Source organism: Aeromicrobium sp. (assembly GCF_036675695.1).
Classification (GTDB): domain Bacteria; phylum Actinomycetota; class Actinomycetes; order Propionibacteriales; family Nocardioidaceae; genus Aeromicrobium.
Map to the genome: position 1 here is coordinate 1 of NZ_JAKFEL010000068.1, position 13609 is coordinate 13609.

At 65.1% G+C, this 13609-nt stretch carries 13 protein-coding genes and 1 tRNA gene; 5 read left to right on the top strand and 9 right to left on the bottom strand.

The features are described 5' to 3' along the window. Positions 1-45 precede the first annotated feature (45 nt). Positions 46-122, top strand: a tRNA-Met gene (locus tag V6M39_RS04480). Positions 123-389: 267 nt separating this feature from the next. Here V6M39_RS04480 and V6M39_RS04485 read toward each other — a convergent pair. The 4 genes from V6M39_RS04485 to V6M39_RS04500 form a co-directional block, all read right to left on the bottom strand. Continuing rightward, on the bottom strand, positions 390-710 hold the full coding sequence (locus tag V6M39_RS04485) for a hypothetical protein (RefSeq protein ID WP_332642513.1): 321 nt from the start codon (positions 708-710) through the stop codon (positions 390-392). Positions 711-1124: 414 nt separating this feature from the next. After that, positions 1125-1799, bottom strand: a complete 675-nt coding sequence (locus tag V6M39_RS04490; RefSeq protein ID WP_332642514.1) for a BON domain-containing protein — start codon at positions 1797-1799, stop codon at positions 1125-1127. A gap of 464 nt (positions 1800-2263) precedes the next feature. After that, positions 2264-2920, bottom strand: coding sequence for a response regulator transcription factor (locus V6M39_RS04495; protein ID WP_332642516.1), 657 nt, complete (start codon positions 2918-2920; stop codon positions 2264-2266). Then, positions 2917-4050, bottom strand: coding sequence for a sensor histidine kinase (locus tag V6M39_RS04500; protein WP_332642517.1), 1134 nt, complete (start codon positions 4048-4050; stop codon positions 2917-2919). The genes V6M39_RS04495 and V6M39_RS04500 overlap by 4 nt, the downstream gene beginning before the upstream one ends. 132 nt (positions 4051-4182) lie before the next feature. Between V6M39_RS04500 and V6M39_RS04505 the strand changes: the two genes are divergently transcribed. Next, positions 4183-6318, top strand: a complete 2136-nt coding sequence (locus V6M39_RS04505; RefSeq protein WP_332642519.1) for an MMPL family transporter — start codon at positions 4183-4185, stop codon at positions 6316-6318. Then, positions 6318-6809, top strand: a complete 492-nt coding sequence (locus V6M39_RS04510; protein WP_332642520.1) for a DUF6326 family protein — start codon at positions 6318-6320, stop codon at positions 6807-6809. The genes V6M39_RS04505 and V6M39_RS04510 overlap by 1 nt, the downstream gene beginning before the upstream one ends. 1 nt (position 6810) lies before the next feature. On the opposite strand, the gene V6M39_RS04515 is transcribed toward V6M39_RS04510, so the two are convergent. Then, positions 6811-7548 carry a hypothetical protein gene (locus tag V6M39_RS04515; protein WP_332642521.1) on the bottom strand — a complete coding sequence of 246 codons (738 nt, stop codon included), beginning with the start codon at positions 7546-7548 and terminating at the stop codon, positions 6811-6813. Positions 7549-7771: 223 nt separating this feature from the next. Between V6M39_RS04515 and V6M39_RS04520 the strand changes: the two genes are divergently transcribed. Both V6M39_RS04520 and V6M39_RS04525 read left to right on the top strand, forming a co-directional pair. Beyond that, positions 7772-9292 (top strand): calcium-binding protein, encoded by a 1521-nt coding sequence (locus V6M39_RS04520; RefSeq protein WP_332642522.1) that lies wholly within the window; start codon positions 7772-7774, stop codon positions 9290-9292. Positions 9293-9391: 99 nt separating this feature from the next. Beyond that, positions 9392-9997, top strand: a complete 606-nt coding sequence (locus V6M39_RS04525; RefSeq protein ID WP_332642524.1) for a TetR/AcrR family transcriptional regulator — start codon at positions 9392-9394, stop codon at positions 9995-9997. A gap of 26 nt (positions 9998-10023) precedes the next feature. Here the strand turns inward: V6M39_RS04525 and V6M39_RS04530 are convergent, their stop codons facing one another. The 4 genes from V6M39_RS04530 to V6M39_RS04545 form a co-directional block, all read right to left on the bottom strand. Beyond that, positions 10024-11283, bottom strand: coding sequence for a glycosyltransferase (locus V6M39_RS04530; protein ID WP_332642525.1), 1260 nt, complete (start codon positions 11281-11283; stop codon positions 10024-10026). Positions 11284-11453: 170 nt separating this feature from the next. Continuing rightward, positions 11454-12137 (bottom strand): acetoacetate decarboxylase family protein, encoded by a 684-nt coding sequence (locus V6M39_RS04535; RefSeq protein WP_332642526.1) that lies wholly within the window; start codon positions 12135-12137, stop codon positions 11454-11456. Between the two features lie 66 nt (positions 12138-12203). Continuing rightward, a complete protein-coding gene (locus tag V6M39_RS04540) occupies positions 12204-12560 on the bottom strand; it encodes a cupin domain-containing protein (RefSeq protein WP_332642527.1) in 357 nt (118 codons plus the stop codon). Between the two features lie 127 nt (positions 12561-12687). Then, positions 12688-13609, bottom strand: a 922-nt coding sequence (locus tag V6M39_RS04545) for a hypothetical protein (protein WP_332642528.1), incomplete at its 5' end; no start/stop codon positions are given.

The following is a 13609-nucleotide window of genomic DNA, read 5'->3' on the forward strand; positions in this document are numbered from 1 at the left end:
CGGATTTGATCCGCGGGTCGCCGCCCCGTAAAGTAGCGAGAGCGACGCGGGGTGGAGCAGCTCGGTAGCTCGCTGGGCTCATAACCCAGAGGTCACAGGTTCAAATCCTGTCCCCGCTACCAATCGAAGGCCCGGACCAACAGGTCCGGGCCTTCGTCGTGACTGCCCAAGTAATACAGAGTCTCCTCATCCCTGTCGAGAGTGATACACGAAATGGCGAGCAGTTCACACGTCATTGGGCAGTCGAACGGAACCCTAGTCTCGGCGAGCCTGACTTGGTGCCGTGCCGAACCGATCACGGTAGGCGCGGCTGAGGACTGCAGGACGGCAGCACAATGCCAAGTCGACTGGGCGCGAACTCTTCGGCGACCCGTTGCGGGCTGTTCGGACTATTCATCCTCCGGTCGCCAGCGTCTGAGTACATGCACGATTCGAACGAGATTGGGCGACCATCCGACACCGAACGCTCGCGGGAGGAACATGCGCGAGTCCTCCGGGGCCCAGAGACTGTCCTTGACCCTCGCGAGTGTGGGGCGCCGAAGGTCGTATGGCACGAAGCCCATCACGGTGCCGTGCCAATCTCGCTCGGCCTTCGGGCGTCGCAGCTGTTGAGCGATCGCTGCACCGAGCAGCGTCAGCCCAATCCACGCGGCTATCCGCCGGGAGAGCCCTTTTCGGTGAAGACGCGGACTCGTGACGACGGTGAGCATCAGTTCACCCGGCTGAACGTGCCGCGGAACGCGGGCTCGGCAAGCGCCAGATGCCCGGATCGAGCTGTTGGGCTTGACTCGAAGACGTGCCAAGCAGGGCCATCGTCCGCTGGGCTGGGGAGATCGGTCGTCGGCGGACGCGTGCGGCCCGGCTCGGTCGAAGCCTGCCTGGCGCCCGTGAGAAGTTGGATGCATCCGCTTCGAGCCACTCCATGAGTGTCAGAAGTGCCGGTTGCTCTCTTCTTGCCGAACGGTCCATCCTGCGCCTCCTCAACAATCAGTTTTCTGGTCACAGCCTGCTCGTGAAGGCCTGCTTCCGGACTGGTCGAAGGTCCCGACGTTGCGGGACGACCGTCCGTTCCGCCGCTGCATCGAGTCGGCTCCCGCTGTGACCTAGTTCAGTCCTCGGATCGCTCAGACGTGGATCGTGATCTTGTTCTCCACGTGGTTGACGTGGGGCGAAGACCATGCGGTCTGCTCTGCTTGGTGCTTCTCTGCCCACGATGAGACCGAACCTGTCAGAACCACTCGATCGCCGTGTGCGGTCACTTCGATGCTCGATGCGTCGAGGACGGCGTTGCGTGTGATCGCCCGCCGAATCATGCCCTCGGTCTGGGCGGCATCAGCATGCGAGCGGGGCTTCAAGGTGATCCGATTTTCTATCCCGCGGACCGCAGTGAGGTTGCTGACGGCCTTGCGGGCGGCATCGCGCTGGTAATGCCACAGAACCTCGCCAGTCAAGGTCACGTAGTGATCCCGGACCTCCACCTTGACACTGTCGCGCGGAATGGACGACGTGGCGTCGATGACGGAGCGAACTGTGACCGCCAGGTCGGAGTCGCTTGGCTTTTGACCGGGGTAGTGCACGGCGATGTCGTTCGCCACTGCGCTGACACCTCGTGTCCTGAATGCGGCCTTGGATGCGCCGCGCTTTTCCGCAAAGGTGTCCACCTGTCCTGTGAGCGTGACGGCTCCGTCGCGGACGGACACGCCGACTCTCGAAGCTTCGACTTCAGGCGCCCACTCGAGCTCCTTCTCGACTGCGAGCTGCAGCTTGTGATCGTGCTTCGTTGCCATGGTGGTGCTCATGACTCCTGCCCTTCTCGGCAGTGAGTCAGCGGCATGGCCACTGCCGAAGTCTTGTGGGAAGACCCTGTGGAGTGCCGCATTGCCAGACTCACACTCCACTCCGGTGAACGACATGGATGTTGTGCCCCGGTGGTTGGGACCAAGGTCCATCGGGCTGATGACGACGACCGATTCGCCTTCCTATGGTCGCGGCAATACTCGTGGCGAAGCCAACGAACCCCGGAGCGCTGACCCTTGAACGCTCACGGGCGGAAGCTGGAGGTGACGTACGCATGATGGATCCGGCAAGCACGCGAGGGACCGCAAGGGATTCTCGCGGCCCGTCGAGACGGCTGATCGGCGTGTGTTCGGCTGGGGAGTGTGGCTGTGGGCCGTCCCGGCGCTTGTTCTGCTGGTCGTAGGTCGCCGACACGACCTGGCGGGTGTTCCCGGCCAGGTTGGTGCTTCGCTGTGGTCAGCCGGCCCTACTCCTTGACGCGTTTGGTTTCGTACGCCCACATCGCGACCTCGACCCGGTTGCGGGCACCAATCTTGTTCATCAGCGCGGCGACGTGGGCCTTCACGGTGCTCACGGTGATGTGCAGCTCTTCGGCGATCTCCGCGTTGGTACGCCCGCGGGCGACAGTGAGCAGAACTTCTTCCTCGCGCTGAGTGATCGGCTCGATCGGCTGGACTGGCGGGGTGGCTCGTTCCAGGCCGGCCAGCGTGGTGAGCAAGCGGCGGGTGATGGCGGGGGAGATGAGCGCGTCACCGTTCGCGGCGGCCTCGATCGCCTGCACCAGCAGTTCGGGGCCGGCGTCCTTGAGCAGGAAGCCCCGGGCTCCGGCCTTGAGGGCACCGTGTACGTACTCGTCGAGATCGAAAGTCGTGATGACGACGATGGCGAGGGGGTCCTCGACGCCAGGGCCGGCGAGCTGGCGGGTGGCTTCGACGCCGTCGATGCCGGGCATCCGGATGTCGAAGAGGCAGACGTCGGGACGCAGCTCACGGGCCATCGCCACTGCCTGATGACCATCGATCGCCTCGCCGACGACCTCGATCCCGGGCTGCGCGTTGAGGATCATCGTCAGTCCGGTGCGGACCAGGAGCTGGTCGTCAGCGACCACCACCCGGATGGTCATCGCGGCACCTCGCGCGGCAGGGTCGCCTCAACGGTCCAGCCGCCGTGCGGGTCCGGCCCGGCCTGGCATACGCCGCCGAGGAGCTTCGCCCGCTCAGCCATCCCGAGCAAGCCATAGCCCACGCTGTTCGAGGGGCGGGCTGCCTCTCCGTCGTCGTGCACACGCAACCGTACAACGCTGGCCTCGCCCCGGACCTCCACGCTGACGCTCGTGGGGTGGAGGGCGTGCCGGATCGCGTTGGTGACCGACTCCTGACAGATCCGGTACACCGCCACCTCGACCGGCTGCGGCAGGTCGGCGAGATCGCCCACGCACTGCACCCGCACCAGGGGGCTCATCCGGGTCAGCTCGTCCAGTTCGCCGATGCCCCGCTGCGGTGCGTAGTCGACCGCGTCGCCATCGCGTAGCACCCGGACCATCGTGCGCATCTCCGACAATGTGCGGGAGGCCTCGGCCTCGATGACTGCCAGCGCCTCGACGGCAGCAGCCGGGTCTGTGGCCGCCACCGCTCGCCCTGCCTGCGCCTGGATCGCGATGGCGGAGACGTGGTGCGCGACGGTGTCGTGCAGCTCGCGGGCGAGCTCGCCGCGCTCCGAGGTCCTGGCCCGCTCGACCTCGCGCCCGTGGGCCACCGCGCGGAAACGCATCGCGGCGCCGAGCGCGAACGCCGCGACCACAACGGTGGCGCCGCCGATCAGGTCGCCGACGTTGTCCGTCGCGGCGAGTCCCAGACTCACCGGCACGGCGACGATCGCCGTACCGATCAGCGCTTCGCGTCCTGATGCCCAGCGGTACAAGGCGTAGGGCAGCAGCAGGACGCAGACCATGGAGTTGAGCCCCACCTCGGCGACGTCGTCGAGGAACATCGGGATGTGCAGCACCATCGCACCACCGCCGAATCCGATCGCGGTCGTCAGGAGTGGATGGGTCCGCCGCCAGAGCAGGAGCGGGATCACCAGGAGCGTTACGACTGTGGCCAACGTCCGCCAAGGTACGTCGGGGCGGAAGATCGCCTCGCCCGCGGCCGTGACCAGCAAGGCGCCGACCAGGACCCAGTCCCTCCAGTCCCGCGCCGGCGGGTCCGGGGCACGGGGCTCGGCCAGGACTGAGCGGAAGAAGGCAGTCACCATCACCCCACCCTAGAGAGCGGACGGCCTCGTCGTACGGGGCACAAGCACGAGCTTCTCCTCGTCCTTTCGGCCAAGGAGCCAACTGACCCACGGCCCGATGTGGATCGGTCGTCGACGGGCCACGGTTGAGACATGTCTGATCTCCTCTACCGGCTCGGCCGGTCTGCCGCGACCCGTCCCTGGACCGCCATCGGCGTATGGGTCGTCCTCGCGCTCGTCGTCCTCGCCTCCTCCGCCGCCTTCGGGCGCGAGCTCGAGGAGAGCTTCGAGGCCCCCGGCCTCGATTCCCACCGGGCTTCGGAGCTACTCGCCAAGGCGCACGCCGATGAGGGCGGGATCACTGCTCATGTCGCACTCGAAGCCTCTGACGCTACGACGGAGGTAGCGCCCGTTGAGGTGGCCCTCGCGGAGCTTCCACGGGTGCTGGGTACGACGAGCAACGTCTCACCGGACGGTGACATCGCGCTCGTACGGGTGCAGTACCCGGCAGTCGAGCACCTCGAAAAGGCCGATCTGGACAACCTCAAGGAGGCCGTGGCCGAACTGAGCGCCGAGTCGTCGCTGACGCTGGAGGCCGGCGGCGATCTGTTCTTCGCGTTCGAGGAAGCCCCCACCGGGCTCGGCGAGGTCGCGGGCATCGTCGTGGCAATGATCGTGCTGTTGATCGCCTTCGGCTCGTTCGTCGCGATGGGGCTGCCGATCGGGATGGCGCTGTTCGGTCTGGTCGTCGGAGTCACCTCGATGAAGCTGGTGACGTACCTGATCGACATCCCGGCGTGGGCGCCGGAACTGGCGGCCATGGTCGGGCTCGGTGTCGGCATCGACTACGCGCTCTTCCTGGTCACCCGGCACCGCGAGAACCTGGCCCAGGGGATGCCGGTCCCTGAAGCGGTCGGCCGAGCCCTGGCAACGGCTGGGCAGGCGGTGCTCTTTGCCGGCGGCACCGTCGTGGTGGCAATCCTTGGGTTGCTGGTCGCGGGGATCCCGTTCGTGACCGGCGGCGGTGTCGCCATCTCGGCGATGGTGCTTGTCATGGTGCTGGCCTCGGTCACCTTGCTGCCGGCTTTGTTGGGACTGGCGGGGCACCGGATCAACGGACGACGGCGTACGCCGCACCGGCCGAGCGGCGGCTGGTACCGGTGGGGCGCTCACGTGACCCGCAACGCGACGGCGTACCTCGTCGGAGGAGCGGTTCTCATGATCGCCCTGGCCGCACCCGTTCTCGCCCTCAATCTGGGCTTCCCGGACGACGGAACCAAGCCCGAGTCGAGGACCGAACGACGGGCGTACGACCTCATCGCTGAGGGCTTCGGCCCTGGAGCCAACGGGCCGCTGGTGATCGCGGTCGACGTCTCGCAGGACGCGCAGATCGTCACGGCGCTAGGCGACGCGGTGGCCGGCGACCCGGGCATCGCGTCGGTCGGCGACCCGAGCATCGACCTTGAGGCGGGAGTGGCGACCATAGTGGCGCAACCGACCACGTCGCCCCAGGACGAAGCCACCCAGCGAACCGTTGCCAGGCTCCGCAATGAGGTCTTCCCGGCGGTACTCGACGGCACCTCGGCGACTGCCCATGTAGGCGGGCAGACGGCCACTTTCGCGGACCTCGGTGACCGCGTGCAGGAGCGAATGCCGCGTTTCGTGGCGGCGGTGCTGGTGCTGTCGTTCCTGCTGCTCACGCTGTTGTTCCGGTCGGTTCTGGTGCCGCTGAAGGCGGTCCTGATGAACCTGCTGAGCGTCGGCGCGGCATACGGCGTCCTGGTGATGGTCTTCCAGTGGGGCTGGGTTGCCGGTCTCATCGGCGTGGAACAGGCGGTGCCGATCGTGTCGTTCATCCCGCTCTTCATGTTCGCGATCCTGTTCGGGCTCTCGATGGATTACGAAGTGTTCCTGCTGTCGCGGGTGCGAGAGGAGTACCGCCGTCACGGCGACAACACGCGCGCGGTCATCGAAGGGATCGCCGGCACTGGCCGCACGATCACGGCGGCTGCGCTGATCATGGTGGCGGTCTTCTCAGGCTTCGTCCTCGGCAGTGATCCAGTCGTGAAGATGATGGGAGTGGGGCTGGCCACGGCGATCTTACTCGACGCGACCGTCGTACGGCTGATGCTGGTCCCCGCGACCATGAAGCTCCTGGGCGACTTGAACTGGTGGTTGCCTGGGTGGCTGGATCGACTGCTGCCCAATCTGGACCCAGAGGCGGTGACGGAGCCGCCGGCATCCGTGAACGTTGAAGTACCCACCCAATCAAGGCAAGGAGCACTGTGATGAGTACGCCTCAAACCCACACCGCACTGGAGACTTCACCGCCCCAGGACGCGCTGGAAGCTCTGCGTATGCCCGTACAGGCCAAGCTCGCGGCAGCATGGACGAGCTTCATGTTCTTCTACATCTACGTCGACTATCTCCACCTGTACAAGCCCGGCGTCGTCGACGACATCCTGTCCGGCATCGTCTTCGAGTTCGACATCAACCAGACGTTCGTCGTCACTTCGCTGATTCTCGTGGGGATCCCGGCCCTCATGATCCTGCTCTCCATGACACTGCCCGCCCGTGCGAACCGCACGCTCAACCTCGTCGTTGCATCGCTCTACGTCCCCGTCTCGGTGTTCAACGTGGTCGGCGAGTCCTGGATAGCGTTCTACGGCCTCGGCGTCGTGGTTGAGGTGCTACTCCTGGCCTTCATCCTGCGCTCCGCCTGGACCTGGCCACGTCGCACCGCTGGCCAAGGAACCGTCGCAAACGTGGGTGGGGGCTGAGTCAGCGCTCGACGGTTTGGTGACCAAGGTGGTCGAGATGCGGGGCAGAACCGACGATCCGTCCTCGCTGCCAGCTGGCGTGGATGATCACTGCTGCCGTGATGCTTCCCATCGTCCCGAGAGTCAGGTCGCCCAAGGTGTCGGTGTAGGCGAGCTGCAGCTCGGAGGACTTGCTGATAAACGCGAAGTACTCCGCGAGTTCCCAGGTGAGGGCTGCTGTGACACCGAAGGCGAGCGCACGCTCGAGGACTGCACCGAGGGTGGCCGACCGGTGAAGCGTGAGGAGGATGATGGCTCCGACGAGCATTCCGTTGTTCATGAAGTGCATCCAGTCGTCGAACCACCAGATGGCGTCGTACAGGTCGAGACGGTTGCCGAGGATGTCACTGAAGCAGGTGATGGTGACGAGCAGGTCTGCCAGCCAGGGAAACGAGGCGCGCTCGCGCCACCATACGTACCAAACGATGGGTATGGCGAACGCCATCATCGGGTAGGCGATGGCGCGCAGCCCGGCCCCTTTGCCCTCCATGTTCCCCAGATCGGGTGCGATCAGGGCGAGAACGAGCATCAGGAAGAGCGCAGCCTTGGCCGTGAGATCGGCACGACGAACGAACTGCGGGAAGGGGTGGCGGGCGACCAGTGGCGCGTAGCCCGGCTCAGGACCGAGATCTCCTGCCTGATCGGGGCCCACGTCCGCGGGTTGATGTGTGAGTTCGTGTGGCGACGGGGGCTCGTCCATGATGCCCGGAGTCTACGTGCTCCAACGACCCATGTTCGTCATGTCAGCGTGCCCCGCCCAGGGGTTCTGGGTCGCCGATCGTGGCACGCATCTTCCGTGCATGAGGTGCCAATCACCTCACCGGATGGCCTGCTTGTACGAATTTGCTGACAGAGAGGTGAGAGCCTTGATATTTTAGAGTGAGTGCTCTAAAACCATTCGAAAGCACCCGTAGGAGAACCCGATGAACCCTCGAACTCGTTCGGCCGCCGTCCTTGTCGTTGCTGCGGCTGCCACGGCCCTGTACGTTCCGGCCGCGCAAGCCGCCGTGACCTGCAATGGGCTGTCAGTGACGGTTGACCTGAACCTCAGCCAGTCTCCGACGTCCGGGGACGACGTGATCCTCGGAACGCCCTTCGGGGACCAGATCCTGGCGGGAGGTGGCAACGACACCATTTGCAGTAGTGGTGGCAATGACGTCGTCTGGGGCGAGGGTGGTGCGGACTGGATCGACAGTGGCAGCGGCAATGACTCGATCATCGGCGGCGCGGACAACGACACCCTGCGTGGTTCCGACGGCACCGACAGCTTGAAGTTCGCGGACGACACACCATTCGCCAGCGTGAACCTCACACTCGGTACCGCGACCGGGGAGGGGACCGATGGTGTGAGCGGCTTCGAGGTCGTCCACGGAACCAGCGGTTCCGACAGCATGTTTGGCAGTGCCGGGAACGACCGCCTCTACGGCGCAGGCGGCTCGGACTCGCTCTCGGGCGAAGGAGGCGACGACGTGATCTTCGCCAAGACCGCGAGCGACTCCACCGAGGGTGTCGAGAACAGCCTCTACGGCGGAGAAGGCAACGACACGTTCTATGGTGCGACTGGATCAGACGTGTTCGACGGAGGTTCGGGCAGCGACACGATCAGTTTCGCGTACTCGACGGTCGGGATCGTGGTCAATCTGGCCACGCCCACACCGCAGGACACCCACCAGGGCACGGATCTCCTGTCAAGCATCGAGAACGCTGTTGGCTCCGACGCCGGTGACATCGTCGCGGGAACGACAGGATCGAACCGAATTCGAACCCTTGGTGGCGCCGACAACGTGTTTGCAGGTCCAGGTGACGACATCGTCGAGACAGGCGAAAACGCGGACACGGTGAACGCAAACCTCGGAAACGATTGGGTCGACCTCGGTGCCGGCGACGATTTCGCCGACGGTGGCGGTGGCGTGGACGTGCTTTTGGGCCAAGCTGGCGACGACTGGATCGTGGGTGGCGACGACGCAGACTCGCTCTCGGGTGGTGCCGACGACGACAGGGTCCACGGCAACGGCGGAAACGACTCGCTATCGGGTGGTTCTGGCAATGACGACCTGCTCGGCGGAGACGGCAACGACACGATCGACTCGGGTTCAGGCAATGACGACGCCAACGGAGGAACGGGAACTGACACCGTAGGGTTTGCCAGCGCCACGAAGGCGATCGTGTTCTCGCTCGGTTTGAGCGGAGTGCAGAGTACAGGTGGCAGCGGCCTCGACGCTTATGTCTTCTTCGAGAACGTCACCGGCAGCAAGTACTCCGACCTACTCAAGGGCTCCAACAGTGCCAACCTGATGCGGGGTGGCAGTGGCAATGACCGGATCTACGGCTACGGCGGCAAGGACCGTCTCTACGGAGACTCGGGCAGCGACAAGCTCTACGGAGGCACGAACACCGACGTCTGTTTCGGTGGGTCCGGCTCTGACACGAAGAGCAGCTGCTAGATCACGTCCTCCATCTGAGCGCCATGAGGGAGCGTGTACGGCGGGCCGTAGAGTCCGTCGTACACGCACCGGTGAGTTCATCGGGCCGCAAGGAGGGTCATGGGCAGACCGCAAGAGGTCGATGTCGAGGCGCTGCTTGCCCATGCTCGAGCCATCTGGGTCTCCGGCGGGATGCGGGCGGTCACGATACGCGCGCTCAGCGAGCGTTCAGGCGTTTCGAATGGCTCGATCTACTACCACTTTGCATCGCGGGACGACCTCCTCGCACAGGTATGGGCCGCCGAGTCTTTGGCGTTTCGTGCGTTCCGTCAGGAACAGATCGAGTCTGCGCGTCAGGGCGGGCATGGCCAGGAGGCCGTGATTGCCGCTGCGCTGGCGACGGGAGGCTATGCCGACGTCAAGGGAGCGGCCGCACGGGTGCTGGTGGCCAGTCGCCCGGATTCGGTGAGTCCGGAAGGTGTCCCGAGCCAACTGGTCAAGGTGCTGAGTCAACATCGTGCACTCACCGATGAGTTGGTTGCTGACTTGGCCCAGGAGGTCTGGAATCGCAACGATGAGGCAGCGCTGAGACTGATGCGAAACTGTGTCGTCGACATCCCAGCCAGGATCTTCATGAGCGCCGGCAACGATCCGTTGGCCAGGTACGCGATCGAGCAGGCCGTACGAGGTGTGCTCCGCGCCGGGCCGCCGCACGGCATCCCCTGACTCGTTCGTCCGCGAGCTTTCGACAGTCAGGTGCGAGCCAGCGCGTCGGCGGCTGCGATCACACCATCCTCGGTGGCGATCAATTCGGCATACCGCTCTGCGTTTTGTGCGAGTTCGGGTGCTAGGGCGCGCACGAGTGCTTCGTGCAGTCGCGTCGCGTCGAGCCTGCGAAACGGCAGATCTGCACCGAGACCGAGACGAGTGATCTGACGGCCGAAGAAGGGCTGGTCGGCGAAGACATGAGCGATGACCGCTGGGATGCCCGCTCGAACCACGGTGTGAGTGGTCCCGGCGCCCCCGTGGTGAACCGCTGCGCGGCACCGTGGCAGCACCTTGTCGTGGTCGAATCCGGTCGAGACGTACACCCGACCGTCGTGGGATGGTCCTGAAGGAATCTCTGACCATCCGGCGCCGACGAGTGCACGGACACCCAGCCGCTCTGCAACGTCGACGATCATCGTCATCGTCGTGATGGGGTCCAGCACGGGCATACTGCCGAATCCGAAGAACACGGGAGGGTCTGCCTCGTCCAGCCATGCGGTGAGGCTGGCGTCCGGGTCATTCTCGCCGAATGCGGCTCTGACCGTAGGACTGATGACCGGTGAACCAACGACGTGATGGTTGTCGGGCCAGTCTGCGGGCGGAGGGACCAGGGCGGGGCTGAAGACGTTCACGACATCGACGTTGTTGTCGCGGCAATAGCGGAACGAGCCGGGAGACGACCCACTCAGACCGAGGCGCCGCCTCATCGAAGCAGAGTTGGCTCGATCAGACATCTCGAACGCCTTCTGGAACATGTTGTGGCCAAGGCGGTTGAGCGCCGGGAGTGGGAGCGGCGGCACCCGCAGGAAAGGGGTGGGAAAGTCGCCGGTCGGCCAGTACGGATGCATGTAGAGCACAGCCAGACGTTGTCCTGAGCGTTCGGTGATCGCGATCGCACGAGACAGAGTCAACCCGGTTGCAACGACCAGGTCAGCACCGTCGCAGGCGGCGACCAGTGCATCCTCCATCTCGGTGCGCGACGCGGCCTCCCAGCGGGCGGCTGCACGGGCAGCCGAGGTCGAACGGCCGCTCGCGAGGAACTCCCTCGCTTCGCGCGTCCGAAAGAATGCGGCCATGTCTACCGGGTAGGAGTGTGACTCGAATCCGAGGCGCTGGACGACGGCCGTGTGGTCCTGGTTCGCTGAGATCGAAAGCGCGTGTCCGCGTGATCTCAGCTCATCGGCAATCGCGAGGTGCGGCTGCACATCACCGCGGGTTCCATGACACAGCAGAGAGATCTTCATCGTCTTCGCCTTTGCTTGGCATCAATCCCGAGCCTGCCGAAACGATATAAGCATCGAGCTGGGAGAACGGCGTATTCGGCAGGATCCGAGGTCTGGGAATGACCGTGCGAAGGCAGCGGACCGCGTGAACACGGGCCAACAGGTCCGGGCCCTCGTCGTGCCAGCGTCCCCTACAAAGGCTCGGGCTCGCCGAACGTGGCGCGCATCTGCTCGGTCCACGTGGTGAGGACGACCGGGGCGTCGGGAAGGCCAAGGCTTGCCAGCTCTTTCGCGATCGGGTGGCTGCCGAGCGTCAACGAGACCTCGGCGTCAAAGAACATCCCGGTACCCGCACCGCCCTGGATGAAGGGTGTACGGTGCGGGCGCCCGTCGATGAGCGTGTAGGACACGAGGTCCATCGGCGGCATCTCGTCGGTGCCACCACGCGGGAGAGTGATGTCGAGGACGAGCTCGCCGTCCATCTCGAGGGTCCACCGCGAGGTCGACTCGTCGTTGGTGACCTCGATGCGCTCGACGCTCTTGGGGAAGCCCCAGATCTGGTTGCCGGCCACGCAGGTGAAGTGCTCGGTCACTGGCAGGTGGGTGATGATGTTTCCGTCGGGACCGCCTCCTTCGGGGCGGACGAAGTAGATGGTGCCGATCTCGAGGTAGGAGCCGAGGTCGTTGTCCTTGTAGTCGACGAGCGCCAGCGCGAACTGGGCGCGACCCGGCTCGGTCTCGATCACCTCGAACCCGGACGGCGCGAGCGCCTGAGCGGCTTCGAGGGGCACGTCGTACATCACGGTCGCGTTGGTGCCGTCCCGCACCTGAACGGGCATCGTGACGGTTTGGCCGAGGATGTCATGGGTTGTCATGGAGTCATCACAGCAACTTTTGCCGTGAAGCGGAAGCACCATGCGCGATTTCCCCCCGCCGCCTCCTCACACGGGTTTGGCGTACGCCGCGACACCGGTGTCGAGCATGACGCAGGCTTCGTCGCCTACGGTCCACGCGTCGTGCCCAGGCTGGATGACCACCACGTCGCCGGGACCGATACTGAGCTCACTCCCGTCGTCGTGCCGGACGGTCATCTGACCGGAGACGCAAAATCCCTTGTGATGGGTCTGGCAGGAGTCGGTGCCGGCAATTGGCTTGACGTCCTCGGACCAGCGCCAACCCGGCTCGAAGACTGCGCGACCCAGAGTGAAGTCGCCGATCGTGACGACGTCCATGTGTCCGTGATCCTTGAAGGGGCGGGTTTCCTGCGGGTCCTCGATGCTGTGCGTGTCGGAGGCCATGATTGCTCCTGATTCCTTGGGTTTGCGGCGCGCGTGACGGCGCGTTCGATCCAGGGACTCACTTCATGATGCAACCGCTGAACCACATTTGCCAAGGGCTCAACTCAGCCGGTGGCGACCTCCGTGATCACTCGCAGGCATCTTCGACGTTGGCACTCTCGCCGCGATCGACGGTGACCTCGATCGGCGAGCCCGGCGGGCCGTCGGGCGGATCACACGTGAACGTCCACGCTTCCGTGATCCCGGTCTCGTTGCGCGGGATCGGGCTCTGGAACGTCACGCTGCCGTTGCCCCAGTCGTCGTACGCCTGCCCGTCGACCTGGTCGTAGTTGACGATCACGGCCGTGTAGGTTCCCGCCGGCGGGTCGAACATCACGGCATCCTCTGTGTTGTCGCCGAACGACGCAGACTGTGCGACTACGTTGCCCTCCGCGTCGTAGATGTAGACGTCCCAGTCGGTATTCAGGTCAGCCCAGTCGATGTGAACCGTGAAGCTGCCATTGTCGGCGGTCGGCACTCCATCGACTACGAACTCGATTTCTTCGTGCGCTCCCGCGAGCGGGTCGCCCGTGTTCTCGCTCGGCTGGCCGTCCGGGTTGGTCAGTGTGATCGCATCCTGCGGCGGGCCCTCCGCATCGCGGCCGTCGCGTCCGGCGACGATCGGTCGCGTGGACGGGTTGACGTTCCACTCGAACGAGGGACCGTCGGTGACCATCGAGTACTCGAACGTGTCGGAGAACGTCTGGGCCGGACCGATGTCCGCTCCGAAGTCGTCGTTCCAGATCGGCGATGTCTCGGTGGTGACCGTCTTGGAGATCGTCAGCGTCGAGCCTTCCGGCGCCGAGCCCTCGATGACCGAGTGCATGTCCTCCTGCTTGGTCGCCGCGAGCATCTCGTAGTACGCCTCGCGGTTGCCGCCCTTGCCGGCGCCTGCGGACTGGCCGCGGCCGAGGTACTCGTCCACGACGCCGTTGTTGTAGGGCGGGTGGAACTCGTCGGGCCCGATCTCGAACGTGTAGCCGAGCGAGCCGGCGGTCCAGAACGTCCAG